The organism is Lysobacter sp. P5_C4, from assembly GCF_054049695.1.
Genome location: NZ_JBFULX010000004.1, coordinates 61,688 through 78,763, shown reverse-complemented (window position 1 = coordinate 78,763; position 17,076 = coordinate 61,688). Strand labels below are relative to the sequence as shown.

Below are 17,076 nucleotides of genomic sequence, written 5' to 3'. Positions count from 1 at the left end.
CGCGATGTTTGCGGCCCCTTTTTTTCGTCACGGCCAGTCGATGTGGCCTTCGACCACCGTGCATGTACGGCCGCCCGACCAGACTTCGCCATCGGCATCGACCGTGAGTTCGATGATCGCGTCGTGCCCGACTTCGCGCCCCTGGCTGATGCGATAGAAGCCGCCGTCGCCCGGCAATGCGCCTTGCGAAGACAGCCACGCGGCGAGCGTCGCATTCGCCGCACCGGACGCTGCATCCTCGAACTGCGCCGGCGCGCCCACCCACGCACGCACCGCGAGGTAATACACCGGGTCGTGGCTGCGCGCGAACACGCACACACCCATGCTCTCGGTGTCCTGCGCGAGCCTGCCGATTGCGGCCCAATCGGGCGAAGCGGCACGCAATGCGCGTTCGTCCGCCATTTCCACCAGCCACCAGCGGCGCCCGCCTTCGACCAGCGCCGGCGGCAATGCGCCGAGCGGCAGGCCGGCGAGGGCGGGCGCAAGGCGCGGATCGTCGGGCGACGCGGTTTCCAGGACCTTCGACCGCGGCGTGCGCACGGCGATGGTGCGCTTGCGTCCGCTGCCCGTCACGCGCAGCGGAAGTTTGCCGGCGATGCCGTCCTGCACGAGCAACCCGTCCTTTTCCTGCGCCAGGCCCGCGGCCAGCGCGACGTGCGCGCTGCCGACGCTCGGGTGGCCCGCGAACGGCACCTCCCTGCGCGGCGAGAAGATCCGCAGTCGATAGCTGCTGTCGGCCGCGGCCGCCGGGAACAGGAAGGTCGTCTCCGGCAAGCGCGTCCAGCGCGCGATGGCCTGCATCGCCGCATCATCCAGCCCTTCGGCATCCAGCACGACGGCCAGCGGATTGCCGGCGCCCGGCCGGTCGGCGAAGACATCCACCTGCATGTAGCGGCGCAAGGCCATGGCAATACCCTAGAATCCCGGAGCCGCATTTTGCAGGCATCCGGCGCGAGAGTCGCGCATTCCCGGGAACACGAGGTCGGTGGTGTCGCAACCAGTGCGGTGGGTGGTCTTGAAGTTCGGCGGCACCTCGGTGTCGCGTCGCAATCGCTGGGATACGATCGGCCGCCTCGCGCGCAAACGGGTCGGCGATGAAGGCGTGCGCGTCCTGGTCGTCGTGTCCGCGCTCTCCGGCGTGACCAATGAACTGCAGGCGATCGCGTATTCGGCGCCCGGCGAAGCTTTCGAATACCGCATCGATGCGCTTGTCGAGCGCCACCGCGCGTTCTGCACCGAGCTCGACCTGGATGCCGATACCGTTCTCGGGCCACGCCTGCACGCACTGCGCGCACTCGCGACCGACGCACGCGCGCAACTGCGCGCGTTGTCCTGGCAAGCCGACGTGCTTGCACAGGGCGAATTGCTGTCCTCGACGCTCGGCGCGGCCTACCTGCGTTCGCAGGGACTGGATTTCGGTTGGAGCGATGCGCGCGACTGGCTCGATGCCGTGTCGCTGCCCAACGCAAGCCCGTGGGCGCAGCGCCTGTCGGTCAATTGCCGATGCGCACCCGATGCCGCGCTGCAGGCCCGCTTCGATGCGCAGCCTTCGCCGATGCTGGTGACGCAAGGCTTCATCGCGCGTCATGACGATGGCGGCACCGCGATCCTCGGTCGCGGTGGCTCCGATACGTCCGCCGCGTATTTCGGCGCATTGCTCGGTGCCGCGCGCGTGGAAATCTGGACCGACGTGCCCGGCATGTTCACCGCGAACCCGCGCGAGGTGCCCGATGCGCGCCTGCTCACGCGACTGGATTACGCCGAAGCGCAGGAAATCGCGACGACCGGCGCGAAGGTCCTGCATCCGCGTTCGATCGCGCCCTGTCGCGATGGCGGCGTGCCGATCACGATCCTCGACACCGAACGCCCCGATCTGCCTGGCACGCGCATCGATGCGAGCGCCGCGACCGTGCCCGGCGTGAAGGCGATCAGCCGACGCAACGGTATCGTGCTCGTGTCGATGGAAAGCATCGGCATGTGGCAACAGGTCGGCTTCCTCGCCGACGTGTTCGAGCGCTTCAAGCGCAACGGGCTGTCGGTGGACCTGATCGGTTCGTCGGAAACCAACGTCACCGTGTCGCTGGATCCCAGCGAGAACCTCGTCACGACGAACGTGCTGGAAGCCCTGTCGGCCGATCTTGCCGAAGTCTGCCGCGTCAAGGTCATCGCGCCGTGCGCGGCGATCACGCTCGTCGGCCGCGGCATGCGTTCGCTGCTGCACAAATTGTCGGACGTGTGGGCGACCTTCGGGCAGGAGCGCGTGCACCTGATCTCGCAGTCGTCGAACGATCTGAACCTCACCTTCGTCGTCGACGAAGCCGACGCCGACGGCATGCTCCCGCAACTGCACGCCGCACTGATCCGCGGCGGCGCGATGCCGGTGCAGGACACCACGGTCTTCGGCCCGAGTTGGCGTGACATCGCACACGGCAAGCCGGTGCGCCGCGTGCCGTGGTGGGTGGGCAAGCGCGAGGCGTTGCTTGCAATCGCGGACCACGCCACGCCGACCTACGCTTACGACCTGGCCACCGTCCGCAACCGCGCGCGGGACCTGGCGTCCATCGATGCGATCGACCGCCGCTTCTTCGCGATCAAGGCCAATCCGCATCCGTCGATCCTGCGCACGCTGGTCGAAGAAGGCTTCGGCCTGGAATGCGTCTCCATCGGCGAACTCGAACATGTCTTCCGCAACGTGCCTGCGTTGTCGCCGGAGCGCGTGCTGTTCACGCCGAGTTTCGCGCCGCGCACCGAATACGAGGCCACGTTCGCCATGGGCGTGACGGTCACGCTGGACAATGTCGAAGCGTTGCATCGCTGGCCCGACGTGTTCGGCGGCCGCACGATCTGGCTGCGCCTGGACATCGGGCACGGGGGCGGCCACCACGCGAAGGTCAACACCGGCGGCGTGGCGGCCAAGTTTGGCCTGTCCTTGCAGCGGTTCGACGAATTCGTCGAACAAGCGCGCAAGCTCGACGTTCGCATCGTCGGTTTGCACGCGCACATGGGCAGCGGGATCGACGATCCCCGCCACTGGCGCGTGGTTTACGCCGAACTCGCGGGCATGGCCGACAGCGTGGGCACCATCGAATCCATCGACATCGGCGGCGGCCTGCCGGTCGCGTACACGCCCGATGCGGAGGACTTCGATCTCGTCGCGTGGCGCACGGGCCTGGAGGAAATCCGCGCCGCGTATCCGCGCTTCAAGCTCGTGGTCGAACCGGGCCGCTTCATGGTGGCCGAGTGCGGCGTGTTGCTGCTGCACGCCACGCAGGTCGTCGAAAAGGACGGCGTGCGGCGCGTGGGTTGCGATGCGGGCATGAACGCGCTCGCCCGGCCGGCGATGTACGGTGCGTACCACGGCATCCACAATCTCTCGCGGCTGTCCGACGTCGACGTGCTGGAATTCGACGTCGTCGGCCCCATCTGTGAAAGCGGCGACGTGCTGGGCCATTCCCGCCTGTTGCCGGCGGCGACGGCGGAAGGGGATGTGATCCTCGTCGCCGACGCGGGCGCCTACGGCATGGCCATGGCGAGCACTTACAACCTGCGGGCCCTGCCTGCAGAGGACACCATCGAATGACCGGCTGGACTTTCTCGCGCGACGCGATCCGCGCGTTCCGCTTCGTGCGTAACACTTTCGATGCCGCAACCGGCGTGGCGCAACTCGTCTATGCGTTCGACGACGGCCCGGAGATGATCGAAACGATCACCTTGCCCGGTGCGCCCTTCACCCTGGACGGTGCGCGCGCGCAGGCCGCGCAGCGCGCACTGCGCTTGCTGCACCTGTTGGCGGGCGTGAGTTACTACAAGGCCGCGGTGCCCGCACACATCCGGATCGAAGGCGAGCCGATCGATGCGGCGACGGCGGCGATGCTCGATTCGTTCTATCTCAATGGCCTGGGTGAGTTCGCGTACCGCAACGGGCTGCAGTTGCACGAACGCATCAAGTTCCCGCATGCGGCGAACGAAGCACCGGCCGCGCCTGCGATCGGATTGCCGGAACAGGCCCTGGTCGCGATCGGCGGTGGCAAGGATTCGCTCGTTTCCATCGAGGCGCTGCGGTCGGCGGGTGTTGCGCAAACGGTCACGTGGATCGGTGGTTCGCAGTTGATCAAGGCTTGCGCCGAGCGCACGGGATTGCCGACGCTCAACATCGGCCGCGCGCTGGCGCCGGCGCTGTTCGAGTTCAATCGTCAGGGCGCGTTGAACGGCCATATCCCGGTGACGGGCGTGAATTCGGCGATCATGCTGTTCGCCGCGATCGTGCTCGGCGCCAACCAGGTGGTCTTCTCGAACGAACGCTCGGCGAGCTATGGCTCGCTGATTCCGGGCACGGGCGAAGTGAACCACCAGTGGTCGAAGGGCTGGGCGTGGGAACGCGCGCTCGCCGACTTCGTGCAGTCGCACGTCGCGGCCGACCTGCATTACTACTCCTTGCTGCGGCCGATGAGCGAGCTCGCGGTCGCGCGGCAATTCGCGAAGACCGACCGCTACGACGCGCACTTCTCCAGTTGCAACCGCAACTTCCACCTGCTCGGCGAACGCCCCGCGAACCGCTGGTGCGGCGTGTGCCCGAAATGCCACTTCGTGTTCCTCGCGTTGGCGCCGTTCATGCCGAAGCCGCGCCTGGTCGGCATCTTCGGGCGCAACCTGCTCGACGATCCGGCGCAGACTGCCGGTTACGACGCGCTGCTGGAATACCAGGACCACAAACCCTTCGAATGCGTGGGCGAGGGGCGCGAATCGCGCGCCGCGATGGCCGCGCTCGCCGCGCGTCCGGAATGGCGCGAGGACGCGCTGGTCGAACGCTTCGCGCGCGAGATCGCCCCGCAACTGGACGCGGGCGAACTCGACGTCGCGGGCCTGATGGAGATCGACGAGGAACACCGCATTCCGCCGGCACTCTGGGCAAGACTGCGTGCGTATTTCGTCGCTTGAGGGCAAGTCCGTCGCCCTCTGGGGCTGGGGCCGCGAAGGCCGCGCCGCTTATCGCGCGCTGCGCGCGCGCCTGCCGCACCAGCCGCTGACGCTGTTCTGCGATGCCGCCGAAGCCGATCAGGCCGCGGCGCTGCAGGATCCCGCGCTGGCGACGCGCACGCACGTGGATGCCGACGCGCTGTCCACCTTCGAGGTGGTCGTGAAATCCCCCGGCATCAGCCCGTATCGCGCAGAGGCGGTCTCCGCTTCGGCGCGCGGAACGCGCTTCATCGGTGGGACGGCGCTGTGGTTCGGCGAACACGCATCGAAGGGCCACGGTCGCACCCTCTGCGTCACCGGGACGAAAGGCAAGAGCACCACGACTGCGTTACTTGCGCACCTGTTGCGCGCCGGGGGCCACCGCACCGCGCTGGCAGGCAACATCGGATTGCCGATGCTCGAATTGCTCGACGCCGATGCGTCCGCGCAGCTGGCACCGGCGTACTGGGCGATCGAGTTGTCGAGTTACCAGACCGGCGATGTCGCCGACAGCGGCGCGCAGCCGGATGTCGCCATCGCACTGAACGTGTTTCCCGAACACCTCGACTGGCACGGCGGACAAGCACGCTACGTGGCCGACAAGTTGCGCCTGGTCACCGATGCGCGCCCGCGCATCGCCGTGCTCAATGCCGCCGACCCGACGCTCGCGGCATTGCGCCTGGACGATGAAACGCAGGTGCGCTGGTTCAATCGCGACGACGGTTGGCACCTGCGCGGCGACGTGTTGTATCGGGGCGATCGCGAAGTGTTCGACACCACGTCCTTGCCGCTGCCGGGCCACCACAACCGCGGCAATCTGTGCGCGGTGTTGGCGGCGATCGAAGCACTGGGGCTCGACGCCGCCGCGCTGGCGCCGCACGCCGCGGGATTCCGCCCGTTGCCGCATCGCCTGCAGACCATCGGCGCGCGCGAGGGCATCACCTACGTCAACGATTCGATCAGCACAACGCCGCATGCGAGCCTCGCGGCGTTGGCATGCTTCGCCGACCGCCGCGTCGCGTTGATCGCCGGCGGCCACGACCGCGGCATCGACTGGTCGGGTTTCGCCGAAGCGATGCACGCGCATGCGCCCGCCGCCATCGTCACGCTCGGGCAGAACGGTCCGAAGATCCACGACTTGCTGGAACCCGTCGCACTGCGGGCCCGATTCGTCTTGCGTGCGGCCACCGACCTCGCCGACGCAATGGCCCAGGCACGCGAGGCCCTGGCGGGCGAGGGCGTCGTGCTGCTCTCGCCCGGCGCGCCCAGCTTCGGCGCCTACAAGGATTACGTCGCGCGCGGGCGCCATTTCGCGGCGCTGGCGGGCTTCGACCCCGACACGATCAGCGCGATCCCGGGCATCGGCATCGCGTGAGCGTTCACGCGGTGCGGGCGCGTCCGGCGTAGGCTCGCGCAGCAGTACCGCCCCAGGCAAACGGAGTCCGCCATGCGTCGTACGATGTTACGTGACACGATGTTCGCGTTGTTGCTCTGCGCATTCGGGATCTCGGCCGCGCACGCCGAAATGCAGGCCAGGCCGGTCGAATGGAAGGTCGGCAAGGACACCTTCAGCGGTTACCTGGTGTACGACGACACGAATGCGATCAAGCGCCCGGGCGTGTTGATGGTGCCCGATTGGTACGGCGTGACCGATTCTGCGATCGCCAAGGCAAAGCACGTCGCCGGCGACGATTACGTCGTGTTGCTCGCCGACGTGTACGGGAAGGGCGTGCGGCCGAAGACCGATGCCGAAGCGCAGGCGCAGGTGAAAAAGCTCTACGGCGATCGCGCGGGCCTGCGTGCCCGTGCGGCCAGGGCGCTCGAGGTCTTGCGCGCCGCGAAGGACGTGCCGCTCGACATCAAGCACATCGGCGCGATCGGCTACTGCTTCGGCGGCGCCACCGCACTGGAACTCGCGCGTAGCGGCGCCGACGTCTCCGCCGTGGCCACCTTCCACGGCGCCCTCGCCACGACGATGCCCGCCAAGCCCGGCACGGTGAAGGCGAGTGTGCTCGTCCTCAACGGCGCCGACGACCAGTACACGGCCAGCGACATCCCGGCATTCGAAAACGAAATGAACGCAGCGCGCGTGGACTGGCAGTTCGTGAATTTCAGCGGCGCGGTGCATTGCTTCGCGCTGCCGGATGCGAACAAGCCGCCGGGCTGCGTCTACAACGACCTGGCGATGCGGCGTGCCGAACGGATGATGCGGGTGTTCTTCGCGGAGAGGTTCGCCAATTAGGCGCCGTGCCAACCGGTCGCCGCGCCCATCGGGAGCCGCGTGAACTAGCGGTCGCGCGAGACCGAATACCGCGCCAACCCGCGCAAGGCATCCACGGTGGTGTTCGACGGCAGTGCGTCGAGCGCCGCTTCCGCCGCTTCGGCGAATTCGAACGCGCGCCCGCGGCTGTAATCCAACCCGCCGGTTGCGTTGATGGCGGCGACCACATGCGGCATCGCCTCCACGTCGCCGTGTTCGACGGCGTTGCGCAACGCAGCGCGCGTGACCGCGTCGCTGTGCGCGATGGCGTGGATCAGCGGCAGCGTGGCCTTGCCTTCGGCGAGATCGTCGCCGAGGTTCTTGCCCAGGGCGTCGGCGTCTGCGGCGTAATCGAGCACGTCGTCGGCGATCTGGAAGGCGTAGCCCAGTTGCAGGCCGTATTCGTGCATCGCGTCGCAGGTGTCGGCATCCGCGCCGGCGAGCAAGGCCCCCAGTCGCGTGGCGGCGGCGAACAGGACCGCCGTCTTGCGCTCGATGACGCGCAGATACGCCGCCTCGTCGGTGTCGGGATTGCGCACGTGCAGCAACTGCAGCACTTCGCCTTCGGCGATCTGGTTCGTGGTGTCGGCGAGGATGCGCATGACTTCCATGCGGTCGAGTTCGACCATCAACTGGAAGCTGCGCGAATAGAGGAAGTCGCCGACCAGCACGCTCGCCGCGTTGCCCCACACCGCGTTGGCCGTGCGGCGGCCGCGGCGCAGGTCGGATTCGTCGACGACGTCGTCGTGCAACAGGGTCGCGGTGTGGATGAACTCGATCACCGCGGCGAGCTGGTGCGCGTGCGGGCCGCGATGGCCGAGCGCGCGCGCGGCGAGCAACAGCAGCATCGGTCGCAGGCGCTTGCCGCCGGCGCCGATGATGTATTCGCTGACCTGGTTGATCAGGACGACGTCGGAAGCCAGGCGCTTGCGGATCAGCGCATCGACGGCGGCCATGTCCTCCTGCGCGAGGGCCTGGATCGCGGGCAGGTCGGGGAGGCTGCGGTCGGGGGCTGCGTTCACGTCGGAGGCGGGCAAGGCGGCAGGTCGGGCGGCAATTATAGGCAGCCCCGCACATTCACCGTCCCGCGTTTGCCGCGCGGGGCGGGGGCATGAGACCATTCGCGGGCATCATCAAGCAGCACCTGTCGCGTGGGAGAGACCGGTTCGACGCCGGCGCCGAAGGAGCAACCGCCCCGGAAACTCTCAGGCAAAAGGACCTCGTGGCAGACACAATCTGAAAAGTGACCGGCGGTCTCGCACCGTGCGTCCCGGAGTTCCTCCCCCATCCGGCCGCGCGACCCTGCATGCGACCCGTCCCCGGCCCGCCGAAGGAGTAACGCTCTCAGGCGAATAGACAGATGGGGCGCCCTATTTTCCCAAGGCGCGCCCATGACCACCCCGCTGGATACCCGCAACGAATTCATCGCGCGCCATATTGGCCCGCGCGAGGCCGACACCCGGGCGATGCTCGACCTGCTCGGCCACGCCTCGCTCGACGCCCTCACCGAGAGCGTCGTCCCCGCCAGCATCCGCGGCACCGCGGTCCTTCCGGCCAGCGATGGCCTCGGCGAGGCCGAGGCGCTCGCGCAACTGCGCACCTACGCCGACAAGAACACGCTGCTGCGTTCGTTCATCGGGCAGGGCTACTACAACACGCACACGCCCGCGCCGATCCTGCGCAACCTGCTCGAGAACCCCGCGTGGTACACGGCCTACACGCCGTACCAGCCGGAAATTTCGCAAGGCCGCCTGGAAGCCTTGCTCAATTTCCAGACGCTCGTGGCGGACCTCACCGGCATGGAAATCGCGAATGCCTCGCTGCTCGACGAAGGCACCGCCGTCGCCGAGGCGATGACCTTCTGCAAGCGCCTGTCGAAGAACAAGGGCGCGAATGCGTTCTTCGTTTCGCAGCATTGCCACCCGCAGACGATCGACGTCGTGCGCACGCGCGCGGAGCCGCTGGGTTACGAAGTCGTCGTCGGCGACGAGTTCGCGCTGGATGACGTGTCGAAGTTCTTCGGCGCCGCGCTGCAGTACCCGGCGACGAACGGCGACGTGCACGACCTGCGTGCCATCGTCGGCAAGTTCCATGCGGCCAATGCGCTCGTCGCAGTCGCTGCCGACCTGCTCGCGCTCACGCTGCTCACGCCGCCGGGCGAATTCGGTGCGGACCTCGCGATCGGCAGCGCCCAGCGCTTCGGCGTGCCGCTGGGTTTCGGCGGCCCGCACGCGGCCTACTTCGCGACGAAGGATGCGTTCAAGCGCGACATGCCCGGCCGCGTGGTCGGCATCTCGATCGACCGCCACGGCAAGCCGGCCTACCGACTGGCGATGCAGACGCGCGAGCAGCACATCCGCCGCGAGAAGGCGACCTCCAACATCTGCACCGCGCAGGTGTTGCTGGCCAACATCGCGAGCATGTTCGCGGTCTACCACGGCCCCGAAGGCCTGCAGGCGATCGCCGAGCGCGTCCACGCGCTCACCGTCATTCTCGCAGCGGGGCTGAAGCAGCTCGGCGTCGAAGTCGAACAAAAGACCTGGTTCGACACGATCACCCTCGCCACGGGCGGCCGCACCGGTGCGCTGCACGACAAGGCGCGCGATGCGGGTTACAACCTGCGTCAGATCGATCCTTCGCGCCTGGGTGTGTCGCTCGACGAAACCACCACGCGCGGCGACATCGAAGCGTTGTGGCACGTCTTCGCGGGCGAAGGCGCGGCGATTCCCGATTTCGATGCGCTGCACGGCACCGACGCGACGCTGCCCAAGGCCCTGCGTCGCACGTCGAAGTTCCTGCAGCACGCGGTGTTCAACACGCATCGCTCCGAAACCGAGCTGATGCGTTACCTGTGCCGCCTTGCCGACTACGACCTCGCGCTCGACCGCACGATGATCCCGCTGGGTTCGTGCACGATGAAGCTCAACGCCGCGAGCGAGATGATCCCGGTGACGTGGGCGGAGTTCGGCGCGCTGCATCCCTTCGCCCCGGAGGACCAGGCCCGGGGTTACGCGAAGTTGACGCAGGACCTCGAACGCATGCTGTGCGAGGCCACCGGTTACGACGCGGTGTCGCTGCAGCCCAACGCCGGTTCGCAGGGCGAATACGCAGGCCTGCTCGCCATTCGCGCGTATCACGCCAGCCGCGGGGAAGGGCACCGCGACATCTGCCTGATTCCGTCGTCGGCGCACGGCACCAACCCCGCGACGGCCAACATGGCCGGCATGCGCGTGGTCGTCACCGCGTGCGACGCGCGCGGCAACGTCGACCTCGACGACTTGCGCGCGAAGGCCGCGCAGCATTCGGACAAGATCGCGGCGATCATGATCACGTATCCCTCCACGCACGGCGTGTTCGAGGAAGGCGTGCGCGAAATCTGCGAAATCGTGCATGGTCACGGCGGCCAGGTGTACATCGACGGCGCGAACATGAACGCCATGGTCGGGCTGTGCGCGCCGGGCAAGTTCGGCGGCGATGTCTCGCACCTCAACCTGCACAAGACCTTCTGCATCCCGCACGGCGGCGGCGGCCCGGGCGTGGGCCCGATCGGCGTGAAGTCGCACCTCGCGCCGTTCCTGCCGGGGCATCGCACCGGCCATCTCGCACGCAAGGATGGCGCGGTGGCCGCGGCGCCGTACGGCAGCGCGAGCATCCTGCCGATCACGTGGATGTACATCCGCATGATGGGCGGCACCGGCCTGCGCCTGGCTTCGCAGATGGCGATCCTCAACGCCAACTACATCGCGCGCCGCCTCGAGGAGCATTACCCCGTGTTGTACGCCGGCCACGAAGGCCTCGTCGCGCACGAATGCATCCTCGACCTGCGCCCGTTGAAGGACAGCAGCGGCATCAGCGTCGAAGACGTGGCCAAGCGCCTGATCGATTTCGGCTTCCACGCGCCGACGATGTCGTTCCCGGTGGCGGGCACGCTGATGATCGAGCCGACGGAGAGTGAATCGAAGGAAGAACTCGACCGCTTCTGCGAGGCGATGATCGCGATCCGCGACGAGATCCGCGCGGTCGAAAACGGCACGCTGGACAAGGACGACAACCCGTTGCGCAACGCGCCGCACACCGCGCAGGAAGTGGTGGGTGCATGGACGCATCCGTATTCGCGCGAGGCCGCGGTGTATCCGCTGCCGTCGCTGATCGCCGGCAAGTACTGGCCGCCGGTGGCGCGCGTGGACAACGTCTACGGCGACCGCAACCTCGTCTGTTCGTGCCCGCCGCTCGAAGCCTACGCCGAGTAAGGTTTACGGCCGGCGTTGTGCAGTGCGCAATGCCGGCCTTTCCGGCGACCGTCCTTCCCCCGCAGCGCGCCGCCGGTCCGGGCGGTGCGCCTGCCGACGCCTTGTCGTGCGCGCTCGTCATCAGGGGCGCCGTACGGGGCTAGCATCGGCGCATGGAAACCTCTGCTGCCGTCGCTGCCGACAAGCGCAAGCACGCCCGGTTCAACGTGTTGTGCGCCGTCCTCGTCGCGCCGAACGGGCATTCGCACGAGGGCTACATCCTCGATCTGTCCGAAGGCGGCGCGCGCGTGGACCTCGTGCCGGGCTGGACGCCCACCGACGGCACGGAGCTGCGCATGTTCTTCGACTTGCCCGACAGCGACGCGATCACCTTGCAGACGCATGTCGCCTGGGTGGCGGTCGACCACATGGGGTTGCGTTTCGACGCCGAACAGGGCCCGGAGATCGAACGATTGATGGAAGCCGCCGGCGCGGTGTGATCCGCGCCCGGCACGCGCGCTACGCCGAATCGGTTTCGCGCGCGAGTTCGATGAGATCCCGGATGTTGCGCGCGCCGAGCTTGCGCATGATCTTCATCTTGTACGCACTGACCGTCTTGTTGCTCAGGCGCATGTGCTCGCCGATGTCGCGGTTGGATTGCCCGGAGACGAGGCAGCGGAACACCTCGAACTCGCGCTCGGTGAGGCGCGTGACCGGGCGGCCGTCGGTCTGGCCGTCGCCGGCGAGCATCAGCAGTTCCTGGTTGAAGTAGGACTTGCCGCGCGCCACCACGAGTGCGGCCATCGCGATCTCGCTCATCGCATCGGTCTTGTGCACGAAGCCGTTGGCGCCGGCACGCAAGGCGCGCAGGCCGCTTTCGTGCGCCTCGCCGCCCGAGACGACGAGAATGCCCACGCCCGAACCGCCGGCACGCAGGCGCGAGATCACCTCCACGCCACCGAGCACGGGCACGCCCAGGTCGATGATCAGCAGGTCGGGTTGCAGCGTGCGCACCGCCGAGAGGGCCGCGCCGCCGTTGTCGTGCACGGCGACCACCTCGAAGGTCTCGTTGATTTCCAGCAGGTCTTTCAGTGCGGCCGAGACCATGGGATGGTCGTCGACGATGATGACTCGATACATGGATCTGGCCCTGGTTGGACGAAGGTGGCGAGCGAGCGCGCCCCCGCGATCGCATGCGACCCGATTCTAGGCACGCGATCGCCGTGGACGACGGCATGTGGTGCAGATCTGCACCAAGGGGCACGCGTGTCGCACAGGGACGACATCGCGAAGGCGCGGATTAGAAGGCAAGCGCGAATCCCGCGAAATGCATGGAGTCCAAACATTTGCGGAGTGGAGACGTTTCTTGTCCGCATCCGCGCCCGTTCGTCGATGCGCAAGTGCGGGGCCACCCCGGCATCGGCCGCCTGTCCGCGGTGGTGCCCCCGGGGCGCTGAACGGGCCGGGTGTGATTCCGCCGACAGGTCGGCAGGCGGCGTCCCCGGCCGCTGGTAACATGTGCGCACTGGCCCGCCGGCCGCCCGCGTCCGGCACCCGAGCGGCCGACTCCAACCCGCATTCGAGGACACGCACGATGGCACGTGGCATCAACAAGGTGATCCTGGTCGGCAATCTCGGCAACGACCCGGAAACCAAGTACACGCAGGGCGGCATGGCCGTCACCTCGATCAGCCTCGCCACCACCAGCGTGCGCAAGGACAAGGAAGGCAACACCCAGGAGCGCACCGAGTGGCACCGGGTGAAGTTCTTCGGAAAACTCGGCGAAATCGCCGGCGAATACCTGCGCAAGGGTTCGTCGGTCTACGTCGAAGGTTCGATTCGCTACGACAAGTTCACCGGCCAGGATGGCGTCGAGAAATACTTCACGGACATCGTGGCCGACGAGATGCAGATGCTCGGCGGGCGCCCCGAAGGCGGTGGCGGCGGCGGTGGTGGTGGCAACCGCGCCGAGCGTGGCGGCGATCGCCCGCAGCGTTCCGCGCCTCCGCAGCGCCAGGGCCAGGGCCAGGAAGGCGCGCCGCGCCGCGAGTCCGCGCCGGCCGCGCGCGATTTCGGCGACGACTTCGCGGACGACGACATCCCGTTCTGATCCCGCGCCGCCCGCGCCTTCGAGGCGCGGGCGGCATCGACGCAAGACACGCGGCCCGGGAGAGGGGTCGCTCACTTCGCCGGACGGGGCGGCGACTGGCAAGGCACTGGAGGCTGATGTGACGACCTGGTTGGTGACCGGCGGCGCCGGATTCATCGGTGGCAATTTCGTACTCGACGCGGTACGCCGCGGCGTGCGCGTGGTGAATCTCGATGCGTTGACCTACGCCGGCAACGTCGACACGTTGGCGCCGCTGGCCGACGACCCGAATCACGTTTTCGTGCACGGCGACATCGGCGACCGCGCATTGGTGGACCGGTTGCTACGCGACCATGCACCCGATGCGGTGATCAACTTCGCGGCCGAAAGCCACGTCGACCGTTCGATCGATGGCCCGGCGGCGTTCGTGCAGACCAACGTCGTCGGCACGCTCGCGTTGCTGGAGTCCACGCGCGACTACTGGAAGTCCTTGCAAGGCGCTGCCAAGGCCGCCTTCCGCTTCCTGCACGTCTCCACCGACGAGGTCTACGGCTCGCTGGGCGACACCGGCAAGTTCACCGAAACCACCCCGTACGCGCCCAATTCGCCGTACTCCGCGTCGAAGGCCGCCTCCGACCACCTGGTCCGCGCGTTCCACCACACCTACGGCCTCCCGGTCCTGACGACCAACTGCTCGAACAATTACGGGCCGTACCAGTTCCCCGAAAAACTCATTCCGCTGATCATCGCGCGCGCGCTCGCCGGCGAACCGCTGCCGGTGTACGGCGACGGCAAGAACGTGCGCGACTGGCTGTACGTCGGCGACCACTGCGCCGCGATCCGCGCCGTGCTGGATGGCGGCCGCGTCGGCGAAACCTACAACGTCGGCGGCGATGCCGAACGGCAGAACATCGATGTCGTGCGGACCATCTGCGCGCTGCTCGATGAACGCCGCCCGCGCGAAGACGGCAAGAAGCGCGAGACGCAGATCACTTTCGTGGCCGACCGCCCCGGCCACGACCGGCGCTATGCCATCGACGCCGACAAGTTGAAGGGCGAACTGGGCTGGAAACCCGAACATACCTTCGAACAGGGGATCGCGGACACCGTCGACTGGTACCTCGCGCACCAGGACTGGGTGGGCCGCGTGACCGACGGCAGCTATCGCCTCGAACGCATCGGGACGGCCGCATGACGCCGGCGCGCACGACGGCACGCAAGGGCATCATCCTCGCCGGCGGATCGGGCACGCGCCTGTATCCGATCACCAAGGCGATCAGCAAACAGCTGCTGCCCGTCTACGACAAGCCGATGATCTATTACCCGCTGAGCGTGCTGATGCTCGCCGGGATCCGCGACGTGCTGATCATCAACACGCCGCATGAGCAGGCGCTGTTCAAGAACCTCATCGGCGATGGCTCGCAGTGGGGCATGAACATCGAATATGCCGTGCAGCCGAGTCCCGATGGCCTCGCGCAGGCGTATCTCATCGGCGAGAAATTCGTCGACGGCAAGCCCAGTTGCCTGGTCCTCGGCGACAACATCTTCTACGGCCACGGCCTCACGGAGCTGCTGCAGCGCGCGGACGACCGCACCGACGATGCCGCGACCGTCTTCGGTTACTGGGTGCGCGATCCGGAGCGCTACGGCGTCGCCGAGTTCGACCCCGACGGCCGCGTGGTCGGCCTGGAAGAGAAGCCCGAAAAACCGCGCTCCAACTACGCCGTTACCGGCCTGTACTTCTACGACGGCCATGCCAGCGCGTACGCGGCGCAACTCAAGCCCTCGGCGCGCGGCGAGCTGGAGATCACCGACCTCAACCGCGTCTACCTCGAGCAGGGTCGCCTGCACCTGGAAAAACTTGGCCGCGGTTATGCCTGGCTCGACACGGGCACGCACGAATCGCTGGTCGAAGCCTCGACGTACATCGAGACGATCGAGAAGCGCCAGGGCCTGCGCGTCTGCTGCCCGGAAGAGATCGCCTACTTCAACAAATGGATCGATCGCTCGCAGCTCGAAGCGCTCGCCAAACCGCTCGCGAAGAACGGTTACGGCCAGTACCTGCTCAGCCTGCTGGAACACGGACGCGTCGAATGAAAGTGGTCGAAACCGGATTGCCGGGCTGCGTCGTCATCGAACCGGCGGTTTGGGGCGATGCACGGGGCTTCTTCTACGAAGCCTGGAACGCCGAGCGCTTCGCTGCCCTCGGGTTGCCGACGAACTTCATGCAGAGCAATGTCTCGTCCTCCAGTCGCGGCGTCCTGCGCGGCCTGCATTACCAATGGCCGAATCCGCAGGGCAAGCTGGTGAGCGTGCTGGAAGGCGAGGTGTACGACGTCGCCGTGGACATCCGCCGCGGCTCGCCGACCTTTGGCCAGCACACCGGCGTGATCCTCAGCGCCGACAACAAGCGCCACTTCTGGGTGCCCGAAGGCTTCGCGCACGGCTTCGCGGTGTTGTCCGAACGCGCGCTCTTCAGCTATCTGTGCACGGCGCCGTACGACAAGGCCGCCGATGCGGGCATCCGCTGGAACGATGCGAAACTCGCGATCGATTGGCCGATCGGGCACCCGTCGCTCTCCGACAAGGATGCCAACGCGCCCTTCCTCGCCGACGTCGCGCAAGAGCGCCTGCCGGTTTACGGCACGCCATGATCGTCCTGCTCCTCGGTGGCGACGGCCAGCTCGGCCGGCGCTTGCGCGGCACGCTCGCCGCGCTGGGCGACGTGGTCGTCACCTGCCGGAGCGGCACGCTCTCCGACGGCACGGTGTGCGAAGCCCTGGACCTCACCGATCTCGACGCGATCGATGCACTCCTCGCACGCGTCGCGCCCGACATCGTCGTCAACGCCACCGCGCATACGGCCGTCGACCGCGCCGAATCCGAACCAGGGCTCGCCCATCGCGTCAATGCGGAGGCGCCAGCCCGCATCGCGGCCGCCTGCGCCGCGCGCGATGCGTATTTCGTGCATTACTCGACCGACTACGTCTTCGACGGGCAGGGCACGCGCCCCTACCGCGAAGACGACGCGACGGCGCCGCTCGGCGTCTACGGCAATTCCAAGCGCGCGGGCGAAGTCGCGATCATCGACAGCGGCGCACGCCACGCGATCTTCCGCACCGCGTGGGTGTACGACGTGCACGGGCAGAATTTCCTCCGAACGATGCTGCGCGTGGGCGCCGAACGCGACGAACTGCGCGTCGTCGAAGACCAGGTCGGCACGCCCACGCCGGCGTGGCTGCTTGCCGACGTCACCGCGCAGGTGCTGCGCAGCCCGGTTCGGCGCACCGGCCTGTGGCACCTGGCGACGACGGGCCAGACGAGTTGGCATGGCTTCGCGACCGCGATCTTCGAAGGCGCCATTGCACGCGGGCTGCTGGCGAAGGCGCCGCGCGTCGTACCGATTCCGACGGCCGATTACCCGACGCCCGCGGCGCGCCCCGCGTACTCGGTGCTGGACACCTCCGCCGTCCGGCGCGACTTCGGCATCGCGCTGCCGGACTGGAAATCGGCGCTGGACGCGACGCTCGACCGTCTGTAAC

Annotated in this window: 14 protein-coding genes and 1 riboswitch; of the genes, 11 read left to right on the top strand and 3 right to left on the bottom strand. The window is 67.8% G+C overall.

The window, feature by feature from the left end; genetic code table 11:
- Nucleotides 1–27 precede the first annotated feature (27 nt).
- The gene (locus tag ACXJJ8_RS10675; RefSeq protein WP_499029740.1) at nucleotides 28–906 is read right to left on the bottom strand and encodes a PhzF family phenazine biosynthesis protein; all 879 of its coding nucleotides are present in this window, start codon (nucleotides 904–906) and stop codon (nucleotides 28–30) included.
- An 82-nt stretch (nucleotides 907–988) separates the two neighbouring features.
- Between ACXJJ8_RS10675 and ACXJJ8_RS10670 the strand changes: the two genes are divergently transcribed.
- From ACXJJ8_RS10670 to ACXJJ8_RS10655, 4 genes are all read left to right on the top strand, one after another.
- Complete coding sequence (locus ACXJJ8_RS10670; protein ID WP_499029739.1) at nucleotides 989–3,580, top strand: bifunctional aspartate kinase/diaminopimelate decarboxylase; 2,592 nt, start codon at nucleotides 989–991, stop codon at nucleotides 3,578–3,580.
- On the top strand, nucleotides 3,577–4,938 hold the full coding sequence (gene murL / locus ACXJJ8_RS10665; RefSeq protein WP_499029738.1) for a UDP-N-acetyl-alpha-D-muramoyl-L-alanyl-L-glutamate epimerase: 1,362 nt from the start codon (nucleotides 3,577–3,579) through the stop codon (nucleotides 4,936–4,938). The genes ACXJJ8_RS10670 and murL overlap by 4 nt, the downstream gene beginning before the upstream one ends.
- Nucleotides 4,919–6,331, top strand: coding sequence for a UDP-N-acetylmuramoyl-L-alanine--D-glutamate ligase (gene murD, locus ACXJJ8_RS10660; protein ID WP_499029737.1), 1,413 nt, complete (start codon nucleotides 4,919–4,921; stop codon nucleotides 6,329–6,331). The genes murL and murD overlap by 20 nt, the downstream gene beginning before the upstream one ends.
- An 84-nt stretch (nucleotides 6,332–6,415) precedes the next feature.
- Nucleotides 6,416–7,198, top strand: a complete 783-nt coding sequence (locus ACXJJ8_RS10655) for a dienelactone hydrolase family protein (protein WP_499030526.1) — start codon at nucleotides 6,416–6,418, stop codon at nucleotides 7,196–7,198.
- 44 nt (nucleotides 7,199–7,242) lie between these two features.
- Here the strand turns inward: ACXJJ8_RS10655 and ACXJJ8_RS10650 are convergent, their stop codons facing one another.
- Nucleotides 7,243–8,238, bottom strand: a complete 996-nt coding sequence (locus tag ACXJJ8_RS10650) for a polyprenyl synthetase family protein (protein ID WP_499029735.1) — start codon at nucleotides 8,236–8,238, stop codon at nucleotides 7,243–7,245.
- Nucleotides 8,239–8,358: 120 nt separating this feature from the next.
- Nucleotides 8,359–8,447, top strand: a riboswitch (glycine riboswitch).
- A gap of 160 nt (nucleotides 8,448–8,607) precedes the next feature.
- Between ACXJJ8_RS10650 and gcvP the strand changes: the two genes are divergently transcribed.
- Both gcvP and ACXJJ8_RS10640 read left to right on the top strand, forming a co-directional pair.
- On the top strand, nucleotides 8,608–11,466 hold the full coding sequence (gene gcvP, locus ACXJJ8_RS10645) for an aminomethyl-transferring glycine dehydrogenase (RefSeq protein ID WP_499029733.1): 2,859 nt from the start codon (nucleotides 8,608–8,610) through the stop codon (nucleotides 11,464–11,466).
- Nucleotides 11,467–11,618: 152 nt separating this feature from the next.
- Nucleotides 11,619–11,945 carry a PilZ domain-containing protein gene (locus ACXJJ8_RS10640; protein WP_499029731.1) on the top strand — a complete coding sequence of 109 codons (327 nt, stop codon included), beginning with the start codon at nucleotides 11,619–11,621 and terminating at the stop codon, nucleotides 11,943–11,945.
- 19 nt (nucleotides 11,946–11,964) lie between these two features.
- Here ACXJJ8_RS10640 and ACXJJ8_RS10635 read toward each other — a convergent pair whose 3' ends face one another.
- Nucleotides 11,965–12,585 carry a response regulator gene (locus ACXJJ8_RS10635; RefSeq protein WP_499029729.1) on the bottom strand — a complete coding sequence of 207 codons (621 nt, stop codon included), beginning with the start codon at nucleotides 12,583–12,585 and terminating at the stop codon, nucleotides 11,965–11,967.
- A gap of 454 nt (nucleotides 12,586–13,039) precedes the next feature.
- Between ACXJJ8_RS10635 and ssb the strand changes: the two genes are divergently transcribed.
- The 5 genes from ssb (at nucleotide 13,040) to rfbD (ending at nucleotide 17,075) form a co-directional block, all read left to right on the top strand.
- Nucleotides 13,040–13,555 (top strand): single-stranded DNA-binding protein, encoded by a 516-nt coding sequence (ssb, locus tag ACXJJ8_RS10630; RefSeq protein ID WP_499029727.1) that lies wholly within the window; start codon nucleotides 13,040–13,042, stop codon nucleotides 13,553–13,555.
- A gap of 118 nt (nucleotides 13,556–13,673) precedes the next feature.
- Nucleotides 13,674–14,729, top strand: a complete 1,056-nt coding sequence (gene rfbB / locus ACXJJ8_RS10625) for a dTDP-glucose 4,6-dehydratase (RefSeq protein WP_499029725.1) — start codon at nucleotides 13,674–13,676, stop codon at nucleotides 14,727–14,729.
- The gene (gene rfbA, locus ACXJJ8_RS10620) at nucleotides 14,726–15,631 is read left to right on the top strand and encodes a glucose-1-phosphate thymidylyltransferase RfbA (RefSeq protein ID WP_499029723.1); all 906 of its coding nucleotides are present in this window, start codon (nucleotides 14,726–14,728) and stop codon (nucleotides 15,629–15,631) included. Before rfbB ends, rfbA begins: the two co-directional genes overlap by 4 nt.
- Nucleotides 15,628–16,188 (top strand): dTDP-4-dehydrorhamnose 3,5-epimerase, encoded by a 561-nt coding sequence (gene rfbC / locus ACXJJ8_RS10615; RefSeq protein WP_499029721.1) that lies wholly within the window; start codon nucleotides 15,628–15,630, stop codon nucleotides 16,186–16,188. The genes rfbA and rfbC overlap by 4 nt, the downstream gene beginning before the upstream one ends.
- The gene (gene rfbD, locus ACXJJ8_RS10610; RefSeq protein ID WP_499029719.1) at nucleotides 16,185–17,075 is read left to right on the top strand and encodes a dTDP-4-dehydrorhamnose reductase; all 891 of its coding nucleotides are present in this window, start codon (nucleotides 16,185–16,187) and stop codon (nucleotides 17,073–17,075) included. Before rfbC ends, rfbD begins: the two co-directional genes overlap by 4 nt.
- Nucleotide 17,076 lies beyond the last annotated feature (1 nt).